The organism is Micromonospora sp. MW-13 (assembly GCF_003434305.1).
GTDB lineage: Bacteria > Actinomycetota > Actinomycetes > Mycobacteriales > Micromonosporaceae > Micromonospora.
On the sequence record NZ_QKKX01000104.1, the window covers coordinates 1 to 5,397 of the forward strand.

A 5,397-nucleotide genomic window follows, 5' to 3' on the forward strand; every position below is an offset into this window, starting at 1 on the left:
GCCCCGGATGGGGGTTCCACTGGGTGGGATTCGCCGGATGGTGTGTGGTTGTTCTTTGAGAACTCAACAGGGTGCTTGATAAGCCAGTGCCAAATTGATTTATACCCCGGACTGGTCGGGCTTTTGCTCGGTTGGTTGGGATTCCTTTGGCAACACTTTTGTTGTCGGGACAGTTTTTCAACAAGTTTTTGTTGGAGAGTTTGATCCTGGCTCAGGACGAACGCTGGCGGCGTGCTTAACACATGCAAGTCGAGCGGAAAGGCCCTTCGGGGTACTCGAGCGGCGAACGGGTGAGTAACACGTGAGCAACCTGCCCTAGGCTTTGGGATAACCCTCGGAAACGGGGGCTAATACCGGATAAGACTTCTGACCGCATGGTTGGGGGTGGAAAGTTTTTCGGCCTGGGATGGGCTCGCGGCCTATCAGCTTGTTGGTGGGGTGATGGCCTACCAAGGCGACGACGGGTAGCCGGCCTGAGAGGGCGACCGGCCACACTGGGACTGAGACACGGCCCAGACTCCTACGGGAGGCAGCAGTGGGGAATATTGCACAATGGGCGGAAGCCTGATGCAGCGACGCCGCGTGAGGGATGACGGCCTTCGGGTTGTAAACCTCTTTCAGCAGGGACGAAGCGTAAGTGACGGTACCTGCAGAAGAAGCACCGGCCAACTACGTGCCAGCAGCCGCGGTAAGACGTAGGGTGCGAGCGTTGTCCGGATTTATTGGGCGTAAAGAGCTCGTAGGCGGCTTGTCGCGTCGACTGTGAAAACCCGCAGCTCAACTGCGGGCCTGCAGTCGATACGGGCAGGCTAGAGTTCGGTAGGGGAGACTGGAATTCCTGGTGTAGCGGTGAAATGCGCAGATATCAGGAGGAACACCGGTGGCGAAGGCGGGTCTCTGGGCCGATACTGACGCTGAGGAGCGAAAGCGTGGGGAGCGAACAGGATTAGATACCCTGGTAGTCCACGCTGTAAACGTTGGGCGCTAGGTGTGGGGGGCCTCTCCGGTTCCCTGTGCCGCAGCTAACGCATTAAGCGCCCCGCCTGGGGAGTACGGCCGCAAGGCTAAAACTCAAAGGAATTGACGGGGGCCCGCACAAGCGGCGGAGCATGCGGATTAATTCGATGCAACGCGAAGAACCTTACCTGGGTTTGACATGGCCGCAAAACTCACAGAGATGTGGGGTCCTTCGGGGGCGGTCACAGGTGGTGCATGGCTGTCGTCAGCTCGTGTCGTGAGATGTTGGGTTAAGTCCCGCAACGAGCGCAACCCTCGTTCGATGTTGCCAGCGCGTTATGGCGGGGACTCATCGAAGACTGCCGGGGTCAACTCGGAGGAAGGTGGGGATGACGTCAAGTCATCATGCCCCTTATGTCCAGGGCTTCACGCATGCTACAATGGCCGGTACAATGGGCTGCGATACCGTGAGGTGGAGCGAATCCCAAAAAGCCGGTCTCAGTTCGGATCGGGGTCTGCAACTCGACCCCGTGAAGTCGGAGTCGCTAGTAATCGCAGATCAGCAACGCTGCGGTGAATACGTTCCCGGGCCTTGTACACACCGCCCGTCACGTCACGAAAGTCGGCAACACCCGAAGCCGGTGGCCCAACCCTTGTGGAGGGAGCCGTCGAAGGTGGGGCTGGCGATTGGGACGAAGTCGTAACAAGGTAGCCGTACCGGAAGGTGCGGCTGGATCACCTCCTTTCTAAGGAGCACCTTCCGATGAAAGTCGGTAAGGAGCCCGCGCTGCCCGGATGTGGTGGTGGGGTGCTCGGATGGCGGAGACACTGGTGAGTTTTTCTTCGGCAACGGCCGGGGCGTCTAGTACAGCTGCCTTTTGGGGTGGTGGGAACGGTTTGCTCTTGGTGCGGCTGGGGGATGGCGTAGAGCACCCTGTTGGGTCCTGAAGGAACAACCGTTGGTTGTTGTTTCAGAGACTGGTCCGAGGTTGTGTGCTTCGGGAGTCTGCCAGGCATGGCCTGGTCTCGCATACCGCCGGCGGTTGTCGGGTTTGGTGTGGGGCTGTGGGGTTGTGGGTTGGTCGTTTGTTGAGAATTGCACAGTGGACGCGAGCATCTTTGTGGTCAAGTTGTCAAGGGCGAACGGTGGATGCCTTGGCACCAGGAGCCGATGAAGGACGTGGGAGGCCGCGATAGGCCTGGGGGAGCTGTCAACCGAGCTGTGATCCCAGGGTGTCCGAATGGGGAAACCTGGCATCAGTCATGTGATGTCACCCGCACCTGAATGCATAGGGTGTGTGGAGGGAACGCGGGGAAGTGAAACATCTCAGTACCCGTAGGAAGAGAAAACAAGAGTGATTCCGTGAGTAGTGGCGAGCGAAAGCGGATGTAGGCTAAACCGGTTGCGTGTGATACCTGTCAGGGGTTGCGTGGTCGGGGTTGTGGGACCCTGCTGAGTGTACTGACATGCATTCGAGAAGTTATAAAGCCAGTTGCTAGCCGAACAGTCTGGAATGGCTGACCGTAGGCGGTGAGAGTCCGGTAGGTGAAAGTGGCTGGTCTTCTGTGGGTGTTCCCGAGTAGCGGCGGACCCCTGTAATCTGCCGTGAATCTGCCAGGACCACCTGGTAAGCCTAAATACTTCCTGGTGACCGATAGCGGACGAGTACCGTGAGGGAATGGTGAAAAGTACCCCGGGAGGGGAGTGAAATAGTACCTGAAACCGTTCGCCTACAATCCGTCGGAGCCTTGCGGGGTGACGGCGTGCCTTTTGAAGAATGAGCCTGCGAGTTAGTGGCATGTGGCGAGGTTAACCCGTGTGGGGGAGCCGTAGCGAAAGCGAGTCTGAATAGGGCGTTCAGTCGCGTGTCCTAGACCCGAAGCGGAGTGATCTAGCCATGGGCAGGCTGAAGCGCGGGTAAGACCGCGTGGAGGGCCGAACCCACCAACGTTGAAAAGTTGGGGGATGACCTGTGGTTAGGGGTGAAAGGCCAATCAAACTCCGTGATAGCTGGTTCTCCCCGAAATGCATTTAGGTGCAGCGTCGCGTGTTTCTTGCCGGAGGTAGAGCACTGGATGGTCTAGGGGGCCCACAAGCTTACCGAAATCAGCCAAACTCCGAATGCCGGTAAGTGAGAGCGCGGCAGTGAGACTGCGGGGGATAAGCTTCGTAGTCGAGAGGGAAACAGCCCAGATCACCAGCTAAGGCCCCTAAGCGTGTGCTAAGTGGAAAAGGATGTGGGGTCGCATAGACAACCAGGAGGTTGGCTTAGAAGCAGCCACCCTTTAAAGAGTGCGTAATAGCTCACTGGTCAAGTGGTTCCGCGCCGACAATGTAGCGGGGCTCAAGCACACCGCCGAAGCTGTGGCATTCACATTTTAATCTCGCGTGCCCTTGATGGTGCGTGCAGGTGTGTGGATGGGTAGGGGAGCGTCGTGCCGGGGGTGAAGCAGCGGGGTGACCCAGTTGTGGACGCGGCACGAGTGAGAATGCAGGCATGAGTAGCGAAAGAAGGGTGAGAAACCCTTCCGCCGGATGACCAAGGGTTCCAGGGCCAGGCTAATCCGCCCTGGGTGAGTCGGGACCTAAGGCGAGGCCGAGAGGCGTAGTCGATGGACAACGGGTTGATATTCCCGTACCCGCGAAAGAGCGTCCCTGATGAACTTCGTTGTGCTAACCATCCGATCTTGGTGAGGTCTTCGGACTGATCTGGGGGAGCGTGGGAACCTGGCGGGTAGTAGTCAAGCGATGGGGTGACGCAGGAAGGTAGCTGATCCCGGCCGGTGGTTGTGCCGGGGTAAGCGTGTAGGCCGTGTTGTAGGCAAATCCGCAACACATGTGGCTGAGACGTGATGCCGAGCCGATTCAGGTGAAGTCAGTGATCCTATGCTGCCGAGAAAAGCCTCTAGCGAGTTCTTAGCGGCCCGTACCCCAAACCGACACAGGTGGTCAGGTAGAGAATACCGAGGCGATCGGGCGAACTGTGGTTAAGGAACTCGGCAAATTGCCCCCGTAACTTAGGGAGAAGGGGGGCCGGAGACGTGAAGCCCCTTGCGGGTGGAGCGTTGTATGGCCGCAGAGAGCAGGGGGAAGCGACTGTTTACTAAAAACACAGGTCCATGCGAAGAAGTAATTCGATGTATATGGACTGACGCCTGCCCGGTGCTGGAACGTTAAGGGGACCTGTTAGCTCTTCGGGGCGAAGCGGAGAACTTAAGCGCCAGTAAACGGCGGTGGTAACTATAACCATCCTAAGGTAGCGAAATTCCTTGTCGGGTAAGTTCCGACCTGCACGAATGGCGTAACGACTTCCCCACTGTCTCAACCACAGGCCCGGCGAAATTGCATTACGAGTAAAGATGCTCGTTACGCGCGGCAGGACGGAAAGACCCCGGGACCTTTACTATAGCTTGACATTGGTATCCGAATTAGCTTGTGTAGGATAGGTGGGAGCCGGTGAAGTCTATACGCCAGTATGGGTGGAGGCAATCTTGAAATACCACTCTGGTTGATTTGGGTATCTAACTTCGGGCCGTTATCCGGTTCAGGGACAGTGTCTGGTGGGTAGTTTAACTGGGGCGGTTGCCTCCTAAAGGGTAACGGAGGCGCCCAAAGGTTCCCTCAGCCTGGTTGGCAATCAGGTGTTGAGTGCAAGTACACAAGGGAGCTTGACTGTGAGACTGACAGGTCGAGCAGGGACGAAAGTCGGGACTAGTGATCCGGCACTTGCGAGTGGAAGCGGTGTCGCTCAACGGATAAAAGGTACCCCGGGGATAACAGGCTGATCTTCCCCAAGAGTCCATATCGACGGGATGGTTTGGCACCTCGATGTCGGCTCGTCGCATCCTGGGGCTGTAGCAGGTCCCAAGGGTTGGGCTGTTCGCCCATTAAAGCGGTACGCGAGCTGGGTTTAGAACGTCGTGAGACAGTTCGGTCCCTATCCGCCGTGCGCGTAGGATACTTGAGAAGGGCTGTCCCTAGTACGAGAGGACCGGGACGGACGAACCTCTGGTGTGCCAGTTGTCCCGCCAGGGGCACGGCTGGTTGGCTACGTTCGGAAGGGATAACCGCTGAAAGCATCTAAGCGGGAAGCCTGCTTCAAGATGAGGTATCCCACCCCTCTTTGAGGGGGTAAGGCCCCCAGCTAGACGACTGGGTTGATAGGCCGGAGATGTAAGCTCGGTAACGGGTTGAGTTGACCGGTACTAATAGGCCGAGGACTTGATTACTAAGCTGCTACGCGTCCACTGTGCAACTCTCGGCAAATGAACAACAGACCAGTTGTGTTGGTGTTGTTTGATATGTCGATAGAGTTACGGCGGTCATGGCGGAGGGGAAACGCCCGGTTACATTCCGAACCCGGAAGCTAAGCCCTCCAGCGCCGATGGTACTGCACTCGGGAGGGTGTGGGAGAGTAGGACACCGCCGGACATTCTTTC

At 57.6% G+C, this 5,397-nt stretch carries 3 rRNA genes; all 3 read left to right on the top strand.

The window, feature by feature from the left end:
- Positions 1–188 precede the first annotated feature (188 nt).
- The 3 genes from C5N14_RS31370 to rrf all read left to right on the top strand — a co-directional run bounded on the left by C5N14_RS31370 (position 189) and on the right by rrf (position 5,389).
- Positions 189–1,703, top strand: a 16S ribosomal RNA gene (locus tag C5N14_RS31370).
- A 377-nt stretch (positions 1,704–2,080) separates the two neighbouring features.
- Positions 2,081–5,187: ribosomal RNA gene (locus tag C5N14_RS31375) — 23S ribosomal RNA — on the top strand.
- Between the two features lie 85 nt (positions 5,188–5,272).
- Positions 5,273–5,389: ribosomal RNA gene (rrf, locus tag C5N14_RS31380) — 5S ribosomal RNA — on the top strand.
- Together the 16S, 23S and 5S rRNA genes form the textbook arrangement of a ribosomal RNA operon.
- The last annotated feature ends 8 nt before the right edge of the window (positions 5,390–5,397 follow it).